This is a genomic window from Acetobacter tropicalis (genome assembly GCF_030644465.1).
In the GTDB taxonomy this organism is placed as follows: Bacteria; Pseudomonadota; Alphaproteobacteria; order Acetobacterales; family Acetobacteraceae; genus Acetobacter; species Acetobacter tropicalis.
Window position 1 is genome coordinate 1,944,559 of record NZ_JAUYUW010000001.1, and the last position, 22,816, is coordinate 1,967,374.

Here is a 22,816-nt window from a genome sequence, read left to right on the forward strand (position 1 = left end):
ATTGATTACGGGTGCTTTTTTAGAAGTCAGCTATCGTTGATGCAGCGCATAGACTGGAACCCAATCGATTGGTGTCTTGCTTCATGGCGCGCATCAGAGCCTGAAAACCCTCCCTCAGCCTCCTAGAAGACGTCCAGATCCAGACAGCGGAGCTGAGCCAGAAGAGCTTCCAATGTCACCTTACTTTCTGGCGTGCCGTCTTGTTGCGCAGAGGCAAGATCCTTGTTCAATTTGGCGTAGAGCTCTGCTCTCTGGAGGGCAACGGCGGAAGGGGGTGTGGTTTGTTCCAGCCACCATACGCTGGCGGCACCAGCCATTTTGCGGAGTAGAAATAGGATTTCCGCACTGATGTTCAGGTATTCCGCACGGCGAAGTCCTTCCACACGGGCCTGTTGATACTGGATTTCCGCCTGCGTGCTGGTTGTGCCCGCTGTTCTGCGGGCGCGTTCAATATGAGGCCAGTCCACGGGTTGCGGGTTTGTGGCGAGAGCGGCGTATTGCATGTTGGCTTTAAAAGCGGCGGCAATCAGTGTGGGTAACGGAGGGCTGCGCCGTTCCGGCCAAAGCAGAAGGCACGCGGCCAAGCCAACCAGGCTGCCTATAATGTTGTTGATGGACCGTGCTAACGCCACATCCCAGCCCAGAGCAGGACTGACAAGGTCTGTCACCAGCACAAACAACTGGGTCATGAACATGACACACAATGTGTAATTCACGCTGCGCAGAGCGATAGTGGCGGCTGCCAAGGGAAACACCAGAAGCAGAATGCTCCACATGGGGAGCAAAACACCCATAATGGCGGCCAGAAGCCCCCCTGCAATACTGCCTGCCACGCGCTCAATGGTACGCGGCAAAGTGGTATTAACCTGCGGTTGCGTGACGACCACCACGGCCATCATGGCCCAGTAGGCATAAGACAGCTCCAGCTTTAGGGAGATGGTATATGCTACCATAACGCCAACGGAAAGGCGTGCCGCATGGCGCAGGAAAAGCCGTGTTGGCAGGGTAGCACGGGCCGGCGCACTAACAGGGCGGGTCTCCGGTGCTGCTGGGGTAGGCTTTTGCCACGCCGTTTGTAGATCCGTGAGGGCTGTGGCGCATAAACGGGCTCCCTTGGCAAACAGGTCATCTTCCCGTTCGCTCACGACTATCAGGAAACGGATTTGTTGTTGCAGTGCATCCGGTCGGGGCTCGGTCGAGAGGATTTCCCGAGAGACGCGTTGCAGGGTGGAGGCAAGAAGCCGAATGGTGCGGCGGGCCAGAGGTGTGGGGGCGGGCGAGCCAGACAGGATGGCGTGTTCAAAAGCCATTACGGCAATAAAAATACGGTCGGCGGCCTCTACTGCCGGCAAAAGGGTTTTGCGGGTGTGGCTGGTGAGGGCGCTGGCAGACAGAACTTCTATTTTTGCACGTGTCTGTTCAATCCGGCTGCGAATGTCCCGGCGGTAGGCGCTTATGGTGTTCTGCTGCATCAGGCTTTCCGGTTCGGCGGCCATCCCAACTTGAAGCAGGCGGCGTGTCATGCGGGCTTGTTCCCGAAAAATGGCCGCACATGCCTGACGCTGCGGGGCGTAGGGATCTACAGGCCATGCCACCATGCAAATAAGGGTGGCCCATGCGGACCCCATGATGAACAAACCGGAAAGATGCAGTGCTCCGAAAGGAGTTTGTGGGTAACATACGGCCACTACGCCAACAATGGCTGCCAGTACGCTGATCTGCGTGGCAATGGCCCCACGCATACGGGCCAGTCCGCACAGAAAAGAACACAGGCCGAGGCCGATAAACGCGGGGAGAGTACCATACCCGGCTGCAGCCGAGATCATCCCCGTTATGAGTGTTCCCGCCGCAGCGAAGGTAACCATGGTTTGAAGGCGACGCCGCAGAAGGCCACCCGGATCAACCAGACACGTCCAGAACGCCGCAAAAGCGGCCCATGCCATAAGCGGCATGCCCAGATGCAGCGCCAGAATCATGACTGTCCCTACGGCTACGCCAGCCCGTAACCCTTCCCGTATAGCAATTTGCTCGGGTGCAATGGCAATGGCACGTACTCCCAGCCAGTGGGCAAGGGCGGAGGGCATGATGCTGCCGGAAACTGCACGCAGCACTGTGTGTTTGCGGGAAAGAGGAAAAGACAGGCTTTTTTTCATCGGGCGGGGCAGTCAGTTCTGGGGCAGAAAGGGGGCGGTGAGGGCTGCAAGGACAGGGATAATGGATAAGGAGAGCGAAAGAAGGGGTCAGTTTACGTGTCTTAAATGAATAGAATAGGGTGTGGTTCTGAAGAGCATCGCAGAGATATCACTCTCGTGAAACTCAAATCCTGTGTACAGACCAAGGCAGGATGAGGAGGCTGCAAAGAACAGGCCGGGAGTGACATTGGCTCTGGGCGCTCACCAAAGGAACAATAAAGTGAAGGAGCTGGCCGTTCTGTCATGCCTGTTCGCACAATGCAATAAGTTTTGTTGTAACAAGAATAATGTGGCGAAAATGGCTATTTTTTGCGGTTTTAAGAAACTCCAGCCCTGAGGCATGCTGGTGGTTCCGTGCCACGGGCTTACCACAAACACCATGAGAAGAGCGGCAGAGAGTGGTCCGGCATAGAGTGAGGCCTCTGGCTTTTTAACAAGAACCCGTGGTCTGGCCGGGAGTTGGGTATTCCTAGAAAATAAGGCTGCTGTTACACTCGTCGCGCCCTGTGCCTTTGAGGCGCGTGCAAAATGTTGGCCATGCGTAAGGGAAGCAGACAAACAAGATGAGTGCGGGGTGGGCACCCTGCACTCATTCATTCGGCAGTTCTGAAAACAGGATCAGAAGGAGATCAGGGCAGTCACTTTGAAGGTTCTGCCAGGCTGTGTGTAATAGGTTTTGGGCAGGGAAGAACTGTCTGGAATATCAAGTGCATTATAATAGGTTTTGTTGAAAACGTTGTACATACCCGCTTGCAAGCGCAGTTTTTTTGCAAAAGAGGGAGAATACCATCCCGTCAGGTCAAAGAGGACATAACCGGGTGTTTTATTCTTGCTGGAGGTTGGGTCCTGTACCTTGTCACGCGCAGCCGCAAAGGTGCTGGATAGGCTGGCCCCCCAGTTGGTCTGTTTGTAGCCAAACCCGATAATGCCACGAAAAGGGGCAACGGAGTTGAGGTGTACGTTCTCATCAGTATCCCGGCCATTTGCATAGGAAAGAGAGGTCCAGGCCTGCCAATGTGTGTCAAATGTCCAGTGGGCGCTGGCTTCTACACCGTAAATCCGTACATGCTGGCGGTTGGCATATTCAAATACGCCCATGGGATAATACCCGCCAATCCCCGCAGCGGCTGATGTGGTGGTAATGGTATCAATAAAGTTATGGTAGTAGTTATCATAGAAAGAAATAGTAGCACCTTTGTCAGAATTTCCATACCGCGCGCCCACTTCCCACCCTCGGCTGGTTTCAGGTTTAAGGTTGGCATTGCCAATATTTACGTAACTGCCGTTACCGCCATAGGTAAGATAAAGTTCTGTAGCGGAGGGGGCGCGGAAGGCTTCCGAATACTGGCCATATAAGGTCAGATTCCGTAAGATTTTTGCCTCTGCCAGAACCTTTGGTGAGAAACGGGAGCTGCTAGAGCGGCCAGGCTCGCCCATATAGGCGGCATTGGACGTGTAGGAGGCCGTTGCCTGCGGGTTGCGTTCATACCAATCAAACCGGAAACCGGGGGTGAGGTGAAACCATTCATTTCGGCCTATGCCCATGCGGTCCTGTACAATGGCTCCTAGATCATTTCCATGAACCCGTGGCATGTCAGACTGGTTTACATGCAGGAAGTTGCAGGAGAAAATGGCGGGGGAACAATTATCTCTTCCGGCTGCATACTGGCTGGTATCTGTCATATAGGCTTCCCCACCAAAGGTAAGGGCGTGGTGTACCGGGCCGGTGAAAAGATTGGCAGTGGCAGAGCCTGTTACCCCGTAGGACTGCACGGAAAGATCTGAATTCCGGTCATATTCCCCGCGTGGGGCCGCCAGCCTGTTGGACGAAGTATTTGTAATCATGTTCATCTGTTGCCAGTAGGCCAGAAAGTGGCCTTCGCTGAACAAAGCCGTCGGGCTGGGGGCTTTATAGTCATAATTGGCGGATACACGGGAGCGTTTGTTTTCTTCGCGCGTGCGGTAATGGCTGTAGGTGGACCCAACACTGGTAAGTGTATTTTCATCAGAATTGCGGTCAAACCACTCGCCTGTCAGGCCAACTCTGTGCCCGCCTGCAAAATAGTGGTGGATTTTACCAAGGAAATTTCCTTGCTCATAAGATTGCGGGTTCTTTTTGGAACGGGTTGTGCCACTTCCACTTGTTTTGCCCATGTTCCAGATTTCACTACCATTCTGGTAGCCGCCCTGAACCAGAAATACGGTATTCTTATATCGGCCAGCCAGAGCCTGATTAAGGTAGGCACTCTCGCTGGATCCATCATATGTCAGTTTAGACAAGCCACCAAAAGTCTTGCCATTTTTTAGAATATCTTCCGGGTCCAGTGTGCGGAGGGCGACCACTCCCCCAAGAGACCCTGTGCCGAAGAAGCTGGAATCAGCACTTTTGACAATATCCATTGCACCAAGTGAGTTGAAGTCAAATGCAGCAACCCCGCCTTCCACGCCGCGTGCGCCATCATTGGCCCATACGGTTCTGACACCATCAATGGTAGTCAGGAGCCTGTTCTGGTCCAGTCCGCGCATGTTGATGCTGAAGTTGCTGGCATTGTAGTTTACTGCGGCATCTACGCGCCGCGCATAGTCGGATAAATTATCAACCATGCGTTCCTGGAACGTTTTCATGGTTGTTGTGGTTGTCAGAACACGTGGTTTTCCGGTTGCGCTGTAATCTGCATCCGGATCAATTTTCATTGACTCAATAATGTCAGCTTTGCCGCGCACCCGTACAGGCCGCAATATCACAGTGCTTTTTTGTGGGGATGCTTTGTAAGGCGTTTGTGTGGGGGTGGTCTGTTGCGTTTCTGCCGGAGTAGCGGAAACGGAAGAATGTTCTGCTGCGTGGGCATTTATAGCAGGGATGGAAAGGATAGTCGAAGCCATTAGAAGAGGAGGCCAGAATGCTCCTGGCGCGCGAATGGTCATGAGCGACTCCGATAATAAGAATTATTCGCAAAAATAGAGGGTGGAAGAATTCTTTGTCAATCTAGTTGCATATGATTATCATTTGCGATATAGAATCGGGCAGGCGCCGGACATAGTGCGGGTATGGGGGGCATATGTTCACAGGTCCGGCGCCAAACCATCCGTATAAAAACACCGCAAAGGGGGGCACATGACGTTGCACACACAAGCTGGTCTGATCAGCGTGCTCAGGCAGTGTACACACGCAGCGCATGAGCGGCTTGATCACCGCATGACGGCTCTCAACCTGTTTTCAAGCCATGAACGCTATACGGTTTTTCTGGCGGTACAGTATCTTTTTCATCGCGATATAGCGGATCTTTACGCAAGGGCGGATGTCGCTGCCCTTGTGCCGGACATAGCGTCCAGAAACCGCCTTGCGCTTATTGAACAGGATATGCAGGACCTGTGTGTGCCTTACCCGATGGTGCGGCGTAACCCGCCTGTGGCCGGGAGTGTTTCTGCGGCTATCGGGTGGTTATATGTTGCGGAAGGATCAAAGCTGGGGGCGGCTGTTCTGGCAAAACGTGTTCAGGATATGGGCCTTACCGTGAAATTTGGTGCCAGACATTTTGCTCCGGATGCGCAGGGGAGGGCGCATGCGTGGCAGAGTTTCAAGGCCGCTATTGATCATGCCAATCTGGATACATCTGTCTGTGTGCGCCATGCTGGTACAGCGTTTGAGCGTGTGACACAGTATCTGGAGCGATGCGAACCTTATCTTCAGGCGGCGTAAGGTTATGGTTCTTCTGAAGAAACCTTTTTACAGAACATCTTTCTCTGAAAAGGGAAAGGTGACCAGCTACTCTGTCTCGCGCCGTATGATGATGGTGGGGATGGGGGCGGGGCTGGCTGCTGCTTTTGGCGGAGCGGCAGCCAGCGCACATTCATCCGGTGAACTGGCACAAAGAGACATAACAGATTGCCGGGGCAGGCGTGTTGTCGTGGGGACACCGCAGCGTATTGCCTGCATTGGTGGTGCCATTACAGAAACCCTTTATGCACTGGGCGCGCAGGACCGGATTGTGGCTGTGGATACCACCAGTACATGGCCGGTTGAGGCTTTACAGAAAAAGAAATCTCTTGGGTATATGAGGACAGTTTCAGCCGAAGGTGTTCTCTCCCTTCAGTCAGATCTTGTGTTGAGCTTGAATGATGCCGGGCCTCCCACAGCTATTGAGCAGCTTATGGCGTCATCTGTGCCAGTCGTTATGGTGGATTCCACACCTACGCCAGAAACAATAATGAATAGAACACGCTTTTTGGCCACGATCATAAACAGCCCGAAAGAAGGTGATGCGTTGTGTCAGACCATAAGCGAGGGATTTGATGCTTTGGCGCAGTGGCGCCGGGCTTTGCCCACTCCTCCACTCAAAGTCCTTTTTGTCATGAGTATGCAAAATGGAAGACCCATGGTGGCAGGAACTGGAACCGCTGCAGATAGCATGATAAAATTGACAGGATGTGTAAATGCTGCCGGCAGTATGCATGGTTACAAGATGCTGAATGATGAAGCCCTTATTCCTATGGCACCGCAGGTGGTGCTGCTGATGGCACAAAGTGCGTCCCGGATACAGTCTGAACTGATGGGGTCTGTGGCGTTTCAGCAAACACCTGCCGGACAAAGCAAAGGGTTTGTGCCAATGGAAGGAGGGCGCATGCTTGGCTTTGGTCCTGACACGCCGCATGTCGCCCTTGAACTGAGCCGAAGACTCAGTATGTTTCGCAAGCCTGCTTGAAGTTTTGTAGAATGAGCACAAAACTTATTTTTCTGGTCATTATCCTTCTATCTCTTCTGATCTCAATTTTATTTTCTCTGAATATTGGCGCAACACACATCAATCTCTGGGCGCTTGTGTCCTCTCAGGCGCACCAGGCCCTTAACCGGGAGGTTGTGCTCTTTATCCGTGCGCCGCGTGTTGCAATGGGAGTTCTGGCTGGCGCGGCCCTGGGGGGAGCGGGTGCCATCATGCAAGGGTTGTTCCGTAACCCTCTGGCAGACCCAAGTCTGATAGGTGTTTCCTCCGGTGCAGGGCTTGTAACATCCGTTTTGATTGTATGTGGCGTGCCAGAGCTTCTTCCGCCCGCATATGGAGCGTGGAGCCTCCCACTTGGTGGCATGGGGGGTGGATTTGGCGCAACTGCGTTACTCTATCTCTTTGCCAGGCGGCAGGGAGAAACATCTATCAGCACTATTCTGTTGGCTGGTGTGGCATTTTCTGCGTTCTGTGGTGCGCTAACAGGCATATTGGTGTTTCGTGCAACGGATCAGGCTTTGAGAGATATCACGTTCTGGACCATGGGCAGCCTGGTGGGGGTTAATTGGTCACGTGTTCTGCTCGTTCTTCCTTTTTTTGCAGTTTCCCTGCTTTGCACAGTCGGTCTGGCGCAGCCATTGAACGCCTTGCTGCTGGGGGAGGCTGATGCCAGTTTGATGGGGTTTCCGGTTGAACGTACCAAGCAACTTGCCATGGTGGCCTGTGCGGCTTCTGTGGGGGCCTCGGTTTCCATGGTTGGGTCCATAGGGTTTATTGGCGTGGTGGTGCCACATCTTGTCAGGTTGGTCACAGGGCCCGATTACAGGTGGGTTTTACCCGGCAGTGTTCTTTTGGGTGCCATGCTTCTGGTGATGTCAGATTCGCTTGCGCGTATTGTGGCCGCGCCAGCAGAAGTGCCGGTAGGGATTATCACAGCCATATTGGGCGCGCCGGTTTTTGTCTGGTTATTGGTGCGCACCCATAAAGGGAGCAGTGTGTCATGAAGCTGCGCCTTGAGGAGTGTTGTGTTGTTCGTCAGAGTAAAACCCTTCTGGAATCGCTTTATCTTTCCGTAAAGCCCGGAGAAATTCTTGCAATTATTGGCCCAAATGGTGCCGGGAAAAGTACGCTGTTGCGGGTAATGAGTGGCTCCATACAGCCCACATCTGGCACCGTGTGGCTTGGTGGTCGCAATATGGCAGAATTCAGCGGCATGGAACTTGCTCAGCACCGTGCGCTTCTGGCGCAGGAGTGCACAACAACAGCACGTTTTTCTGTGCAGGATCTGGTGAGTATGGGGTTAACCTATACTGGGAAACATATTGTCCGAAAAAAGAAAAATGAGATTATAGAATCGGTTCTCGACCGCGTGGGTTTAGCTGATTTTGGGGAGCGGGATAGCACTACCCTTTCCGGAGGAGAGCGGCAACGGGCGCATCTGGCGCGCGTGTTGGCTCAGTTGCACGGTGGAGGGGAGAGTCGGGGCGCTGGCATTCTGTTGCTGGATGAACCTCTAGCCGCGCAGGATCTGGCCCACCAGAAATTGATCATGGAGTGTGTGCTTGCGTACGCTGCACAGGGCGGGAGCGTTGTGCTGGTGTTGCATGATCTTAACTGGGCGGCAGCCTGTGCTGATACCATTGCAGTCTTGTCTAGAGGGCGGTTGCATGCGCAGGGTAAGCCGGTGGAAGTTCTAAACATCCATCTTCTGGCAGAGGTGTTTGGAGTGCAGTCACGCAATTATGTGACTCACGTTGGCACAGGTCGGCCGTTTATCATACCGCACGATCTGATGGAACGTTCATCTTTAAGGACATGAAAAAGGAAAGCATATGTATATCGCCATGAATCGCTTCAAGGTTCATCCTGACCACGAGGAAGCTTTTAAAAAGCGTTGGCTTGACCGTGAAGTTCTTTTGAAAACGGTTCCCGGTTTTGAAAGCTTTCAGTTTCTTCAGGGGCCACGGTATGAGGATTATGTGCTGTATGCCTCTCATACTGTCTGGGCGTCTTATGATGCCTTTATCGGGTGGACAAAATCCGAACAGTTTCGGGCCGCTCATGCCAATGCGGGAGAGGGCAAACCACTGACAGTTGGTCCCCCGGTTTTTGAGGGGTTCCAGGTTCTTCAGAATATTAGTAACTGAGATTTTGCATTTCTTTCTGCCGTATGTTCTGAACCATACGGCAGTTTTTTGGCCTGACGGTGATTTTGGAAATGCTGGAAGGAGGCGTCTAAAGACCTCCTTTCATGATCGAATGACAATTATGACTGATTGATATCTCAAGATGTGGAAAATTCTTGAGAGAGGTTTTTCGACCCCTTCATGTACAATATTTATAAACTTCTATAAAACAGTTCTAAAATTTAAAACATTCCAAAAAAGATGGGTTTTTGTTCCTTCAGTTTTTGGGAGAGTGGCGATCAATGTGGCCCAGATCACGGTCTGGGGCGATCACATTGCGGACGCGTCGTTTTAGTTCCTTCGCGTCAGGAAAACCACCATCCTGTTTCCTCTCCCAGATGACATGATCATTAACGCAAATTTCAAACCGCCCTCCTGTATCAGGGATAAGGGAAACTTCTCCCAGCTCTTGCCCGAATGTGGACAGAAGCTCCTGCGCCATCCACCCAGCGCGCAAAAGCCAGTTGCATTGTGTGCAGTAGCGAATGGAAACGTGAGGGGCTGTGGAAGAAAAGACAGTCATGCGGACACCACTTGAGTTTTGCGAAAGATGGGGAGGCAAAGATCAGAGTGGGTTTATAGCATGTGTGAAAGCGCCGGATGGAAAATATTCTTGGAGAATGAACGGGAAGCGCTATTGCGTAGAGCGCAAAAGGCAGGGCCCGTTACGATTCAGTAAGATCCGACTTGCTTAGAAAAAGAGAAAAAAGCTGATTATGTAAACGCTGGAGAGAATGAGGTGCACTTGAATGATAGGCGACAAGAGGTGTGATTATTATGCAGGCGACGTTAGCAACAAAGAGTCAATAGAGGGCATAAAAAAACGCCGGGTTTTTACGCCCGGCGTTTTTTGCTGGTGAAGCTAGATGCTTCAGAACTCGACGCTTGCGCTGCCCATGACCATGAAAGGAGCGGCGATGGAGTAAGTGCTGTTGCCAGCCCTGATCTTGGAGCCAAACACGCCTGTTGTGGCCAAGCCATTGGCCGCGGTTCCGTTTACATAGCCAAGATAGTGCCGGTCCGTGATGTTGCGCAGGTTGAGGCGCAGGGTGGGGGCCTTCAGAACACCCCAGTCCTTGAAACGGTAGCCGGCATTGACGTTCATGGTCAGATAGCCAGGAATATGCTGGTCATTGTTGAAGGAGGAATACTGCTTGGCGATATATTTCAGGCCGTATCCTGCAAAGAAGTGACCGTCATCGTAATCAAGATTGAAAGCCAGTGAGTATTTAGGGGTTTGGGGTGCGAACTTGCCTTTGCTGAACACATAGTCGCTACCGCTGCCAGCGGCCACGTTGCTGTCCGTGCGTGCATTAATATATTCTGCGGAGAAATACGGACGGAGATGGTAGAGGATCGGGCGGGTACCCACTTCAACATCCACACCATCGGCATGGGAGTTCCCGCCATTGATGCTCTGGCTGTAATAATCACCATTCGGCATGACCACGGTCTGCTGGTATAGGCGGTTGGTGAAATTGTAATGGAAGTAGGTGATGGAGCTCATCACCAGCGGTCCCTGATAACGCCAGCCAAATTCTTCAGAAATCGAGATTTCAGGCTTCATGTTGGCATTGGCGTGGGTGGAATAGCCACTGCCTGCAAAGTAGGCGCCGGAATCATAGAGAGACGTATTCATGGGAATACGGAAATTTGTAGTAGAGGACGCGAAAAGCTGGTTTTCGTTGTTGATCTTGAAACGGATAGAAGCGGCGGGCAGAGGCTGCTGCCAGGAACCGTTGATATAGGGGCCAGTTGAGGTGTCTGGCAGGAAGTTGTGACCCTGCCGGTTGACTACCGTATATTTCAGACCAGCTTCCAGTGTCAGGCGGTTATGCAGAAGGGAAAGGCTGTCTGCAATGAACATGGTGTGAATGCGGGTTTGGGTCAGGTTGTCCCGATATTGTGCGGTTTCACCGTTAGAGAGAAGAAGGTGAGGGCCGCTTCCCATCAGATCATTGGGTTTGCCGGTGGCGTAATCGATCAGGCTGTAAGGGCCAGTCTGGATCTGCTTGGAATATTCGAACCAGTAGCCGATGCTCAAACGGTTGATGCCGGTATGCAGGGACAGCTTTGTAACCGCACCGGGACGGTAGGTTTGTGTGTTGGATGGGTTATACAGCAGCAGGGAGCTGGTGTTGGACGCATTATAGGGGCCGATAGAGCCCGTCATGGTCTGAGACCCGTACTGCTGCTTTGTCAGGTCTTCGTTATAGGCGCCCCCACCATTGCCGTTCCCATACCAGAAATAAGGGGTTTCGGTCAGGGTCAGGTTATCAGTCAGCGTAAAGGTTGAAGGCGCACTGGCGTAGATATTGGTGAAGGGGTTGCGGTGCAACTGATAGTAGGTGGAGTTGGGTTTTTTGGGATCCCATTGGGAGGAATAGGCATTATGAATGCCCTTTTGCTGCCAAGCGCTCATGTTGGTGGATGGGAACATCACACCTGTTGACTGGTTGCCGACGAGGGAGAAGGAAATTTTGTTTCCTTTGCCCCATTCACTGACCCACTTTGTTTCACCATGCAGCTTGTTCTGGCCGCCGGGGCCGCGCCAGGATTGTTCGACAGCATCCGAGAAGGACACATAACCGCGCACATTGGTGTGGCCAACATACCCGGTATCAAGGCGACCGAAAATGCGACGGGCATTATAGTTGCCGTAGGAGCCAACTATTTTACCGCCCAGGCGCTCCTTGGGGTCCAGCAGATACATGTTCACAGCACCGCCCGTGGCGCTGATGTGCGGACTATCAAGATCGGCGGAGCCCTGTTCCACATTAATGGTACGCAGATTTTCAGGATCGACGATTTCCTGCGGATAGACAGCGTAGCTGCCGATATCGTTGATGGGGAACCCTTCAAGCGTGAAGCCGATCTGACTTTCGGTCAGACCGCGCATGCTGACATGCCCACCGGACAGCCCCATGGGGTCGGTAGAGGTTGTGTTGACACCCGGCAGCATTTCAATGAGCTGCATGGGGTTGAGGCCCGCAGCCTGTTTCTGAATGAATTCGGCTGTCACGGTCGAGCGGGACTTGGGCGCATCTTCCTTGATCATCAGACCACCGCCCACGGACCGATGGCGGGAGCCTTTGACATCCAGATTTTCAGGAGCCTGATCGGTAGGGGCTGTTGATCCCATCATGGAGGGCTGAGAGGAGGAAGCGGCTCTCGGGGCCTGTTTGACCTGCCGGACAGGTTTACTGCTTCTCTCCGTATGCGCCTCCGTCGGAGCGGCTAAGGCGTTTGCCGCTGGAATGGCAAAGCTGATCAATGCAGAGGTTGTAAGAAGGCGGCGCATGAAGGAGGGCATTGGGTCCTGTTCACATCGGCTGGTATAGTGAGCATGAGCTCTTGGAATGACGATAGCGTCTCATTACGATAAAATAACATCAGTGGGCACAGCAGAATCAGGGCAGAGGTGTGTTTGCTGCATGGCCGTGTCAAATTGGTAACAGTGTGCCCATGGAGCATGACTAATTGGCCTCTTAACCTGCGAGTTGTTTGTGCAACTGGTCAGGTATTGAGCAACAGGAGAAGGGATGGCCCTTGGGAAGGCAGGGGTGGGACGCATTATTGGAAGGGAGCCGGACCCTACAGCGGGTGGTAATATATACAGCGAGGATGCGTGGTTTTTTATGTTGCCACAGTGTGTTGTTATTTTTTTGATTTTTATTTCTGGTTGTGGGTGTTTTTTAATAATAATATAAATTTGTATTTTATCTGTAAATAGAACTCAAATAATTGTTGTATTTATTCCATTGATTTTTTATTTGGAATAAGGTGTTCGTAATATTTCTATATCGCTATGTGTTAAAGGCATTTTTGGCCTGAGGGCAGAGGAGCACAATCATTCTCCTCTTTTCTCAAGTGGGATCTCGTCAGCCGTTTTTGCAAAAAAGAAGTTAAAACCGGAAAACGAAGTTTGACTGATAGTAGGTGGCGCTGGACCCGCCTGCGCGGTTGAGGCTGTGAGATGTCATGAAGCGTGAGACATATTGTGTCCAGGAGAGATGAGGCGTGATCTGCCATGCCAGAGAGGCCTGCGGGGCCATGCCAATGAATTTCCCATCAAAATTATGAGCGAACGTATAAAATCCAGAAGACCGGTAAACAGGATCTTGAGTGCTGTAACGCCAGAAGAGCGGGTATTTTACTTGCAGGCTAAGCGATTTTACAAAAGTGGCTCTCACCAAGGGCGCAAAGCTGATCAGGTTTGATCCTGTCATGTAAGTGGTGGTGTCCAGATAATTGGTTTGCGGATTAAAGGGAGAAATGTAGGTGCCGATTGTGCCGGAATTCTTGTTCTTGTTGCCTCCAGAATAGACATCTGTCTGGAGGCCCAGAAATGTATGAAACCGGTTTTTAGGTAAGCGGTATCCTACAAGCGTATTGATGGCATAACTGCTGACAGAACGGGCTTCATTGGTTTTGGCATAACGGAACACCCCACCCTGCCAGATGCCGCCAAGGGAAAATTCAAATGGGCCCGCAATTCCATGCCAGCGGATGCCAAAATTGTTACGGGTGTTGGACCCTTTGCTGCTGCCTGTGGCCGTTGCAATAGCGCCGCCGGAGCCTGAAAGTTTGTAGCCAACATAAAAGGCATCCAGAAAAGAATAGGTGCGGTCTCCCATGAAGTGACCATCAGGTGCGGCCCATGTCATGTTGAAACCATAAAGACGGGTATTGTAGTTTTCAGTATCCCGGAACATTTTTGTATAGCTGTCATTGGTCTGGACAAAATCCCAGCCATCTATACGCAGACGTGGCCAGACCATATAGGCCCGAAAGCCGTTCCAGGACAGGGGGACGTTGGGCGTCTCCCGGTTGTAGAGCATATAGGATGGGGCATCCAGAAACTGCTGTCGGCCAAACATGAAACCACTTTTTGCCCCCAGCATGTTCCAGCGGGTTTCAATGAAAGCCTGCTGCACATCAAGCCGTTTTCTGTAGGTGCTTCCATAACCGTAACCATTCCAGCCCCCGGCATCCGCATTGATGAGCTGACCAAACAGGCGCACGTGAGAGCCCAGATGCAGATCAGCACCGTACAGGTTTCTGACCCCAAAGCGACCGGAATCATTGTTTTTCTGGGTGCCCAGATTAGGACGACTTTCAAACCAGTTGCGCAACCGGGTCTCGCCAGAGAAACTGAGCCATATTGAGCCACTGTTGTTCAGGGCGATGTATTTGAGAATATCAAAAGGGTCCGTCCGCCTGCTTTTGTCTCGCAGACGGCTCCAGTCTTCCGCCCAGGGCGCGATACCGTATTGCCCTACAGGACCAAATCCTGCTGCTTCACCATTGCCTCTGTTGAAAACACCCCAGTCATATTGTCGGCCAGAGGAACGCCCTTGTGCGCCAGTGGTGCGGATTGGCTGCCCGACAGGTGTGGCGTGCGGGTAGAGGATAATTTTAGGCAGGGGGGCGGTGTGGACTGTAATCTGTTCTCCCGAATGAGCAGGAAGCTGAGCGATGCCATCTGGTGCGGGGACAGTGGTGCCAGTCTGTGCGGAGGCCTGAGGGGTGATGGTTGTTGGAACACTGACGGCAGAAGGCGCGGCGGCCATAGCCGGAGCAGCCATCAGGCAGAGCGCAGAAGGTGAGGCGAGAAAGAGGAAGCGCTGAACGGCTGAAGACTGAAAACCAACCATGGGATTTCCCAAAAAGCAGTATAAAACCAATAAATGAAATTTAATCGTAACGAAAAAAGAATATGCATATCACGAATTAAAACGCAATATAAAACTAACAACGATATATATTAGTTAGTATGTGAACTATTCTCTAAGGTTGTGGGGTGGTTTGTAGAGGGATGTTACAAAAGGTGAGATGCGATGATGATAAGGGTTATCAAAAAATACTATAATTTATGTTTTTACTTGACGAATAATATACAAATGATAACGTGAATTAGGCGCTGGGGTTGCTGCGGTACCCGAAGAGATACGCGCAAGCTATGAGGAGAGACAATTACAGTGTCAGATATCCTGTCACGGCGCGCTTTTATGGGCGCCGCAGCTTTAGCTGGGGGCGTAGCCGCCGGTTTTGCTTTTCGTCCCGCAAAGGCGGACACTATCCGGTTGCTGAATGTCTCCTACGACCCCACACGGGAGCTGTATGCGGATATCAATAAGGCTTTTGCCGCAGCTTATACCAAAACGCATGCTGACAGTTCCGTTTTTGTCAGAACATCAAATGGTGGGTCTGGTGCGCAGGCGCGTTCCGTTCTGGAAGGGGCCCCTGCCGATGTTGTCACGCTGGGTCTGGCGTATGATATTGATATTCTTGCCCAGCACGGCTTGCTGGCTCAAGATTGGCAGAAGCGTCTGCCTCATAATTCCACACCCTTTACCAGCACGATTGTTTTTCTCGTCAGAAAGGGAAACCCCAAAAACATTCATGATTGGCCAGACCTGATCCGTGATGATGTAAAGGTTGTTACGCCTAACCCCAAAACATCAGGGGGTGCCCGGTGGAACTATCTGGCTGCATGGGGATGGGCCCTGCGTCAGCCCGGTGGTTCGGAAGAAACGGCACGCGCTTATTTGAAAGCGCTTTTCAAGCATGTGCCTGTGTTGGATACGGGCGCGCGCGGCGCGACAAACAGCTTTGTACAGCGTGGATTGGGTGATGTGTTGCTGGCGTGGGAAGATGAGGCCCTGCTGGCGGCCAAGGATATCGGGCCAGACCAGTTTGATATTGTGGTTCCCAAAGTGACCATTCTGGCGGAGCCGCCTGTCGCTGTTGTGGATAAGAATGTGGCCCAGCATGGCACGCAGACTGCTGCGCAAGCGTATGTTGATTTCCTGTTCTCTCCTGAAGGGCAGCGTATTGGCGCGAAACATTATTTCCGTCCCGTAGACCCCGCGGTGGCTGCTGAAAGCCAAAGTCGCTTTCCAAAAGTGGAAACGTTTGACATCGCCAGTTTGGGTGGGTGGGCCACGGTGCAGAAAAAGCACTTTGGTGACAACGGTATCTTTGACCAGATTTATCGTGGCTGAATAAGAGAGACTTTGGCTTGGTATGATGGTTGCCAAGCCTAAAAGCGTCCTATTTCAGGTGCCCTTTTAGAAAGGGCGGAATGCCGTTTGTGGTGGCATAGGCGGCTGAGGGGCTGCCTGAGAAGAAACGGGTGGCCTGCCGAAAGGACCAAAGGGGCCTTTGGGTACGGCAGGCCAATTTCCCGTGGAGGGAGGTTCCACCAGATCTGAGGGGGGATGGGGCATAGCCTGTTCTGCTGCTGTCATGGCCAGACGGTTGCGCGGCAGAGCTTCCGGGCAGTGGTCACACATCCAGCGAATGATTTTTTCCCGAATTTCACAGCGTAAATCCCAGCTTCTGATAGCCGTGCGCGCGCTGGCCGTAACACGGATGATCATGGTCTGGTCTGTGCAGTCAGCAACCTGTGCGCTGAAATCCTTTCCCGTCCATTGTGGGCAGCCGCGCACAATTTCTTCCAGCTTGGCGCGGATACGGTCCATGGGGGCGCGGTAATCCACATGCAGATAGACCGCCCCAATCAGTTCTGCTGAGTTGTAGGTCCAGTTTTCAAAAGGCGTATCGAGAAAATACGCAATGGGCACAATCCGCCTGCGCCAGTCCCATGAGCGCAGCACCACAAAGGTGGAGGTGATCTCCTCCACCCAAGTCCAGTCCCCCTGAAAGGCGATCAGATCCCCCATGCGGATGGGTTGTGTCATGGCAATCTGAACACCGGCAAACAGGTTCACCAGAATAGGGCGGGCCGCAAGACCTGCAATCAGGGAGGCCGCACCTGCAGAGGCAAACAGGCTCAGCCCATATTCTCTGACCGGTTCAAACGTGATCAGTTCGGCGCTGACGGTTAGCACGCAGATCAGAATTTCCGCAACGCGCCGGAGCAGGCGTACCTGTGTGGCATGTTTGCGGGCAAGGATATCATCGTCCTGATCAGCTTCTGCAAAGCGCACCAGATAGGCATCTGAAATTACGCGAGTGGTCAGCAGGGTGCCCAGGCCCATGACGGCCACAAAGCTCATCAGCAATAGATGCGCGACTGTATCCAGTAACTCGCCGCGCAGGCCGCAGGCGGGTAGGGCCACACTCATGGCGAGAATGACAACGGTCAGCCGGACAGGGCGGCGCATGGTGCGGGTGAAGGACCGAACAAAGGCGCCCCGTTTGGCCCCGGGAATGCGCATGAGAATGCGGTCTGTCACCAGACGGCTGAGAGCCGCCGCGCAAAGGCCGATGAGGGCGAGGACCAGAAGGGAGACGAGCGAGGGCGGAAGCCAGCTCAACCATGTGCGGAAGGAAGAGACAAGAGGGGTCAGTTTAGTCTGGATAGTCTCCGCCATGGGTTCATGCTGGAGGGTGGTCGATGTGATGGACATAAAGAAAAGTGGGAACCTTGTGGTAAACGAACAAAAAAGCGGGTGATGGACTGCTCCGGCACTGGCAGCACCACACAACAGGCTTGGGGATAAGTTTAAGACGCCTGAGCAACAAAGAGGTTCAGGCCGGGCTGCCTTGCAGCGGAAAGAGGAAGGTCTTCAGGGCGATGAAGAGGAAGGCATTATCTAACTGATGGGGGGCAGTGCTTCGTCCGCAAGGCTGCCGGTTGGTTTTCTCGCCCACCGCCAGGCGCCTAACCCCTGCCGGGCTAACTCACGGTGCATGATCATGATGGGCCATTGGCCGGACCCCTGATACGTGCCCATGCCATCTGGTGCAGCCAGACGCTGGGCAAGGGCTTCCACGAGTGTAACGGAGCGATGGCGTCCGCCAGAGCAGCCAATGGCAATGGTGGCGTATTTTTTACCTTCCCGCACAAACCGCGGGAGCACCAGTTGCAGCATGGCGTGAATCTGGTCCAGAAACGGCAGATAATCCGTATCTTCCGCCACATAGGCCGCAACATCCGCATCCAGTCCGGTTTTGGGGGCTAGGGCAGGGTCATAATGAGGGTTTCTCAGGAAGCGGGCGTCAAACACAATGTCGGCTTCACGCGGTAAGCCTGCCGGAAAGGCAAAGGACATCAGGGCAACGGTCAACCCCTCAGCAGACCCTCCCTGCCACGGACTAAAGCGACTTTCTACAAACTGCCGTAATTCTGGCGGTGGCATGTCTGATGTATCAATAACCAGATCGGCTGCGGCGCGTAGGGGGGCCGTAAGGGTTGTTTCTTCTTCAATCCCTTCCTTGATGCTGCCGTGCAGGGCAAGGGGGTGGCGGCGGCGGGTTGCGGTGTACCGCCGCAGTAGAACACTTTCTTCCGCTGTGGCGTAAATCAGTTCAACCCGTAGGTTCGGGTTGACGCGTAGCCGGGCCACTGCTTCCAGCACGGCGGAAGCATCAAACCCGCGCGTGCGGGAATCCACCCCAATGGCAACAGGGCGCTCTGCACGGGCCACAATATCGTCCAGCATCCCGAGGGGGGGGTTATCAATAACCTCGTGGTCCAGATCTTCCAGAATGCGCAGGATAGAGGACTTGCCTGCACCAGATAGCCCTGAAACCAGCAGGATACGGCGGGGAACAAGTGTATCATCCGCGCACATTACATCTGTTCCTTTCTGTGGCCGGGGGCGGCAAAAAGTGTTCAGGCCTGCATGGCAAGCGGGAAGACCAGCGCCTGTCAGCAAAAACAGGCATCCGCTGCTGAATAAAGCACTGACCCAAATTAAGGTAGCGGCATTATGCTCGGGTCTGGCCCCGTTGCGCAATATGTCTGCAAAGCTTTGGGCGGGCAGGGCGTACCCGCACTGCATGCATGACACGGTTCACATTTTATAGGGTATGATTTGTTACGAAAGAGCAATTTGCGATTCTGAGAGATCTGGCAGTATAATGAGCACTTATGGTTGACGCGTTACATCACACTCCTTTTGGCTCTTCCGCTCCTACGCTGCGGGTGGAACACGGTCCTGCAGGGGTGCGGATCAAGGGACTCAGGTCTTCTTCTGCCCCAACACAAACCATAGCGGAACAATGTGCCGCAGCATTGGATATGGGCGCGGCAGTGCTTGCGCAGGAAGGACTGTCCTTAAAAGATGTTACGCGGGTGGTGTATATCATTGCGGATGCGGCTGATTTTCCATCCTGCTTTCCCACCTTACGGCACGTTTTTTCACATTTATCGCCTTCTCTGACCCTCATGTGGGTCAAAAGCATGACGCCTGCCGCCGTAAAAATAGAACTTGAATTGTGCGTTGAAGCCGAACCAGCCTGAGCCGCAATGGGCTCAGGGGGACAACGCGGACTGAAGTCCGGAGTTATTTGAAAATTAAACTTTAAGTCGCAACTTTAGGCAGGCGCACGGTGAAGCGTGCGCCTGCCACATGCCCTTGTGCATCATGCCGGTTTTCAACCGCGATTGTGCCATGCAGCGCTTCGACAATCTGACGGCTGATGGAAAGCCCGAGCCCGGAATGCTGGCCAAAATTTTCGTTTTTGGGGCGTTCTGAATAAAACCGATCAAAAATGGAATCGAGTTTGGCTTGAGGAATGCCAGGCCCTTCATCCGAGACGGAAATGGAGATCATGTTCCCCACCGGGGCCGCTTCCAGCAGGATGTGCCCATTGGATGGAGAGAAAGAAATGGCGTTGCCAATCAGGTTGCGCAAAACCTGCACCAGTCGGTCTTCCACCGCCAGAGCGCGGAGGGGATGCTCGGGGGAATCGCCTTCCACTTTTGTGGTGATGATCGGCTGACCTTCCTTGCGAGTGGCCTGATGGATTTCAGCCAGAACAGAGAGAAGCGGTTTGATGGAAACCGGCTCGGCCTGTGCGCGGGACATTTCGGCATCCAGACGGCTGGCGTCAGAGATATCGGTGATCAAACGGTCCAGACGGCGGACATCTTCATTGATGATGGTCAGAAGGCGACGCTGCTGATTCAGGTCTTCAATGCGCAGCAGGGTTTCAATGGCGGAGCGGATGGAAGAAAGCGGATTTTTGATTTCGTGACTGACATCTGCGGCAAACCGCTCGATGGCGTCCATCCGTTTCCACAGTGCCTGTGCGCTGGCCTGCAAGGCGCGGGCCACGTCGCCAATTTCATCGCGCCGGGCCAGCAGGCGGGCTGGCACGGTCCCTGTGCGACCCGAAGATTCGCGCATGATCTGGGCGGACGCCGCCAACCGCAACAGGGGGCGGGCGATTGTGAGAGACAGATACCATGAGAGCAGGATGGTAATAACCAGAACCGTGAGGAACAGGGATAAAATGGAGGAACGTACGGCAAAAACCGAACGATCAACCTGAGAGGCCGCACGGGTAAGCTGGATAATCCCAACCGTATGGCCATCACGAATGACGGGCTCCGCCACGGTAATGATCAGGCGGCCATTAGCCGTGCGGCGGATGTAAGGTGGGGCTTCTGGTGGCGGGCGGAAGTTGGGGCCATTGGCTTCTAACGGGCGGGCGGGATCAGCCGGAATATCGGCCTCATTCGTGTCCAGCCGGACAATATTGGTTTCGTTACTGCGCCATACCCACGTCAGCAGGCGTTCAAAAAAGCTGGGGCCAAAGGGAGGCGGACCATTGGGCTCATTCATGGAGCCGGGTGGCGGGCGATTGCCATGGCGGAACGGAAAGGAGCGGGGTGGGTGATCCGGCTGATCTACCACATTATCCGCTACCAGTTGGCCATCCGGGCCAAATAGACGGGCATGTGCGCTGGGGCTAGGCTCGGTCAGGCGCAGCAGCAGTCGGCGGGCTTGCGAGGATTCCAGTGAAAAATCACTATCCGGGTCTGTGCTGCGGGCGCGCGTGCTGCGAACAGCGCTTTCCCCCAACGCTCCGGCATAAATACGTGCCTGTTCCCGTAAGCCCGCAACTTCCGTTGTCAGGAGGCTGTTTCTGAACTGGTTGAGAAACAGCATGGTGACTGCCAGCAGGGCCAGCGGCAGAACATTCACCAGCATGATGCGCCGCATGAGCGGAGAAACCAGCCGTGTTTTGGAGGCCTCATACGCGGCGGTGGCTTCAATGCCACCCTGTTTGTTACCTTGTCCCGGCAGCTTCAGGCTTTTCAGTCTGGAGAGCGAGGAAGAAACAGACATGCGTGTCCGATGTGTCACCAGCGGGCCTCAGTCTTCCCGGTATCGGTAGCCAATGCCGTAAAGGGTCTCAATCTGGTTGAAATTGTCATCAACTTGCCGGAATTTCTTGCGGACACGCTTGATGTGACTGTCGATTGTGCGGTCATCCACATAAACCGTGTCCCCATAGGCGGCATCAATCAACTGATCGCGTGATTTCACCAGCCCGGGACGCTGGGCCAGCGTTTTTACCAGCAGGAACTCCGTAACCGTCAGCGGGACATCCTGCCCGTTCCACGTGCATTTGTGGCGCAGTTCATCCAGAGAGAGCGGACCGCGAACCAGTGCACCGCCAACTGGCGTGCCGTTGGCTTCCGCACGGCTTACTTCGTTCCGGCGCAGCAGGGCGCGGATGCGTTCCAGCAGCAGGCGTTGGGAAAAGGGCTTGGTGATGTAGTCATCAGCGCCAAGGCGCAGCCCCATAAGCTGATCCACTTCCTCATCCTTGGAGGAAAGGAAGATGACCGGCAGATTGGACCGGGCGCGCAGGCGCTGCAACAGTTCCATGCCATCCATGCGGGGCATCTTGATATCCAGCACGGCCAGATCAACAGGATAAGCCGTCATGCCCTGCAGGGCCGATTCGCCATCAGTATAGGTGCGGACGTGAAAGCCTTCGGCTTCCAGCGTCATTTGTACCGAGGTCAGGATGTTGCGGTCGTCATCAACCAGCGCAATCGTCTGCTTGGTACGCTCTACCATTGTGTGCGTGTTCCTTCATCGCCTTCAACGCCAGCCCATGAGCATACGGGGTTCGCCCTGTTTGCGCCATGGGGGCAGAGTCTTTCATGTTGCCGCGTTTTTTGAGCACGGCTTGCATGCGTTGTAAAATCATCATCGCGGTGCCGTGCAGGTCTTGTCGGTTCCAGACGGGTTGCTTACTTCTTGGTGCATGACCCACGATACAGATCCCAACCGGGTCGGCACGCCGGCAGAGCCGGCTGAAACCGACCAGATCTCCCAGCCTCAGGAAGCGGTTGCACCTGAAGCGGAGACCCATGCCGAGCTGTCCTCTGCTGCCGAGGGCCGTCTTCAGGAGCTTGAGCAGGAAGCTGCCGAGTTCAAGGAGAAATGGCTGCGGGCCGAGGCCGATAACCAGAACCTGCGCACCCGTGCCAAGCGGGATGTGGAAGATGCCCGGCAATATGCCGTGCAGAAATTTGCGCGGGATGTGGTGGAAGCGGCTGAAAACCTGCGTCGTGCGCTGGCCAGTCTGCCTGCGCATCAGGAAGGGGAAGACAGCGTTCTGACCAAGATGCGTGAAGGCATTGAAAGCACGGAACGTTCCTTCATCTCCATTCTTGAGCGTCACGGCATCAAGTGTGAAGACGCGCAAGGCAAGACGTTTGATGCCAATTTGCATCAGGCCATGGCGGAACAGCCGAGTGCAGAGCATGCACCGGGCACTGTAATGCAGGCATGGACGCCGACATGGACGTTGCACGGGCGTCTTCTCAAGCCTGCCATGGTGGTGGTGGCCAAAGCACCGGAATAAGCCGGGTTTCTGGCAAGGGTATGGGTGGTAAAAATTTTGTTTGCCAACGGCTTGCTTCTACTTGAAAGAGCGCAGGCCGCACCATACATCAGGCTTAACACTCGCAACCTGTTTTCCGGCAAAGGAAAATCAG

Annotated in this window: 17 protein-coding genes; 8 read left to right on the forward strand and 9 right to left on the reverse strand. The window is 53.7% G+C overall.

From position 1 onward, the window contains the following. Positions 1-122: 122 nt before the first annotated feature. Complete coding sequence (locus QWU00_RS08685) at positions 123-2,153, reverse strand: FUSC family protein (protein ID WP_035377103.1); 2,031 nt, start codon at positions 2,151-2,153, stop codon at positions 123-125. 657 nt (positions 2,154-2,810) lie between these two features. Next, positions 2,811-5,117 carry a TonB-dependent hemoglobin/transferrin/lactoferrin family receptor gene (locus QWU00_RS08690; protein ID WP_231551525.1) on the reverse strand — a complete coding sequence of 769 codons (2,307 nt, stop codon included), beginning with the start codon at positions 5,115-5,117 and terminating at the stop codon, positions 2,811-2,813. A 190-nt stretch (positions 5,118-5,307) separates the two neighbouring features. Between QWU00_RS08690 and QWU00_RS08695 the strand changes: the two genes are divergently transcribed. From QWU00_RS08695 to QWU00_RS08715, 5 genes are read left to right on the forward strand one after another with little or no spacing between them, the layout of a single operon-like run. Then, on the forward strand, positions 5,308-5,892 hold the full coding sequence (locus QWU00_RS08695; protein WP_035377101.1) for a biliverdin-producing heme oxygenase: 585 nt from the start codon (positions 5,308-5,310) through the stop codon (positions 5,890-5,892). A gap of 58 nt (positions 5,893-5,950) precedes the next feature. Continuing rightward, positions 5,951-6,895 (forward strand): heme/hemin ABC transporter substrate-binding protein, encoded by a 945-nt coding sequence (locus tag QWU00_RS08700; RefSeq protein WP_231551524.1) that lies wholly within the window; start codon positions 5,951-5,953, stop codon positions 6,893-6,895. A gap of 11 nt (positions 6,896-6,906) precedes the next feature. Then, positions 6,907-7,917, forward strand: coding sequence for a FecCD family ABC transporter permease (locus tag QWU00_RS08705; protein WP_035377099.1), 1,011 nt, complete (start codon positions 6,907-6,909; stop codon positions 7,915-7,917). Beyond that, positions 7,914-8,732 carry a heme ABC transporter ATP-binding protein gene (locus QWU00_RS08710; RefSeq protein ID WP_035377097.1) on the forward strand — a complete coding sequence of 273 codons (819 nt, stop codon included), beginning with the start codon at positions 7,914-7,916 and terminating at the stop codon, positions 8,730-8,732. Before QWU00_RS08705 ends, QWU00_RS08710 begins: the two co-directional genes overlap by 4 nt. A gap of 13 nt (positions 8,733-8,745) precedes the next feature. Continuing rightward, positions 8,746-9,060 carry an antibiotic biosynthesis monooxygenase family protein gene (locus QWU00_RS08715; protein ID WP_035377095.1) on the forward strand — a complete coding sequence of 105 codons (315 nt, stop codon included), beginning with the start codon at positions 8,746-8,748 and terminating at the stop codon, positions 9,058-9,060. 256 nt (positions 9,061-9,316) lie between these two features. Here the strand turns inward: QWU00_RS08715 and QWU00_RS08720 are convergent, their stop codons facing one another. From QWU00_RS08720 to QWU00_RS08730, 3 genes are all read right to left on the reverse strand, one after another. After that, complete coding sequence (locus QWU00_RS08720; protein WP_035377093.1) at positions 9,317-9,622, reverse strand: SelT/SelW/SelH family protein; 306 nt, start codon at positions 9,620-9,622, stop codon at positions 9,317-9,319. Between the two features lie 348 nt (positions 9,623-9,970). Beyond that, positions 9,971-12,244 (reverse strand): TonB-dependent receptor, encoded by a 2,274-nt coding sequence (locus QWU00_RS08725; protein WP_373863242.1) that lies wholly within the window; start codon positions 12,242-12,244, stop codon positions 9,971-9,973. Between the two features lie 760 nt (positions 12,245-13,004). Further along, a complete protein-coding gene (locus QWU00_RS08730) occupies positions 13,005-14,756 on the reverse strand; it encodes an alginate export family protein (RefSeq protein WP_231551523.1) in 1,752 nt (583 codons plus the stop codon). A 354-nt stretch (positions 14,757-15,110) separates the two neighbouring features. On the opposite strand from QWU00_RS08730, the gene QWU00_RS08735 reads away from it, so the two are divergent. Beyond that, complete coding sequence (locus tag QWU00_RS08735; protein ID WP_045542103.1) at positions 15,111-16,106, forward strand: sulfate ABC transporter substrate-binding protein; 996 nt, start codon at positions 15,111-15,113, stop codon at positions 16,104-16,106. A gap of 66 nt (positions 16,107-16,172) precedes the next feature. On the opposite strand, the gene QWU00_RS08740 is transcribed toward QWU00_RS08735, so the two are convergent. After that, a complete protein-coding gene (locus QWU00_RS08740; RefSeq protein ID WP_052051098.1) occupies positions 16,173-17,477 on the reverse strand; it encodes a mechanosensitive ion channel family protein in 1,305 nt (434 codons plus the stop codon). A 186-nt stretch (positions 17,478-17,663) separates the two neighbouring features. Beyond that, the gene (gene rapZ, locus QWU00_RS08745) at positions 17,664-18,644 is read right to left on the reverse strand and encodes an RNase adapter RapZ (protein ID WP_035377088.1); all 981 of its coding nucleotides are present in this window, start codon (positions 18,642-18,644) and stop codon (positions 17,664-17,666) included. 299 nt (positions 18,645-18,943) lie between these two features. On the opposite strand from rapZ, the gene QWU00_RS08750 reads away from it, so the two are divergent. Then, entirely contained in the window at positions 18,944-19,315 is a 372-nt protein-coding gene (locus tag QWU00_RS08750; RefSeq protein WP_052051097.1) for a Rid family hydrolase, read from the forward strand. A gap of 61 nt (positions 19,316-19,376) precedes the next feature. Here the strand turns inward: QWU00_RS08750 and QWU00_RS08755 are convergent, their stop codons facing one another. Beyond that, positions 19,377-21,023 (reverse strand): ATP-binding protein, encoded by a 1,647-nt coding sequence (locus QWU00_RS08755; protein WP_166443755.1) that lies wholly within the window; start codon positions 21,021-21,023, stop codon positions 19,377-19,379. A 153-nt stretch (positions 21,024-21,176) separates the two neighbouring features. Continuing rightward, entirely contained in the window at positions 21,177-21,890 is a 714-nt protein-coding gene (locus tag QWU00_RS08760) for a response regulator transcription factor (protein WP_006557852.1), read from the reverse strand. Positions 21,891-22,080: 190 nt separating this feature from the next. Between QWU00_RS08760 and QWU00_RS08765 the strand changes: the two genes are divergently transcribed. Next, the gene (locus QWU00_RS08765) at positions 22,081-22,683 is read left to right on the forward strand and encodes a nucleotide exchange factor GrpE (protein WP_035377084.1); all 603 of its coding nucleotides are present in this window, start codon (positions 22,081-22,083) and stop codon (positions 22,681-22,683) included. The last annotated feature ends 133 nt before the right edge of the window (positions 22,684-22,816 follow it).